Genomic DNA, 752 nt, shown 5'->3' with positions numbered 1-752 from the left:
CGGAACCCGCACGCCCGTGACCCACGCCAGGCAAGGTCAGCCTAACCGAATGCGCATACGGTGGATATAGGGCACCTGCTCAGCCGAGGAACGACATGCTCGGTCAGGGAATCTGGTCGGCTCACCAGCAGCAAGGGCCTCGCTCTGAACGTCTGTCTCGCCGCCCCTCGAGAACGGCTCTGAGGACAACTACGACGTTCACGAGCCGGGACGGGACGGGACGGGACGCCGGCAGATTCGCCCGACCACCTCAGGGGCGAACAGACACGCCGCGCCCTGCTGCTCCGGGCAGCCGAACTCCACCGCACACCCGTAGAGCCGGCCCGGGCCCGTCCGGGCTCCGGGAGATGAGCAGCTGCGAGACTCTCGACGCCGGACTCGGCGTGTTGAAGATCGACGTCTCCCAGCACCTGATGGAGCACCACCATCGGTCGCTGCGGGAGACCGGGGCCACCGGCGCCGCCATCTCAAGGTGATGCACTCCGGGCAGCAGGTCCTGGTGGCCGACGCACGCACGTCCACTCAGACCCCGCCCATTCCGTCCGGCAAACGCGTCATTTTCGTCACCCTCGAAGAGGCTTCTGCCTGTTCGGCTGCGCCTTCTTCGAGGACTCCCACGAGGCCTGCGCGCACGATCTTCCATAACGGCCTGCTGCTCGTCCGCGGCACTGTCGAGGCCCGAGGCTCTCGCCGGTCCGTTGCGGGGCAGAGGGTCTGGAACCTGGAAGAGCCCGCTGCGGCCCGCCGTGACC

At 68.0% G+C, this 752-nt stretch carries 1 pseudogene; it reads left to right on the top strand.

Features of this window, described 5'->3' with window-relative positions:
* Positions 1-249 precede the first annotated feature (249 nt).
* Positions 250-752 (top strand): annotated as a pseudogene (locus BFF76_RS34340) (hypothetical protein); the annotation flags it as partial.

It is taken from the genome of Streptomyces mutomycini (assembly GCF_001700505.1).
Lineage (GTDB): Bacteria > Actinomycetota > Actinomycetes > Streptomycetales > Streptomycetaceae > Streptomyces > Streptomyces mutomycini.
Note: the sequence above shows the minus strand (reverse complement) of the source record. Positions and strands in the feature narration are given on the sequence as shown.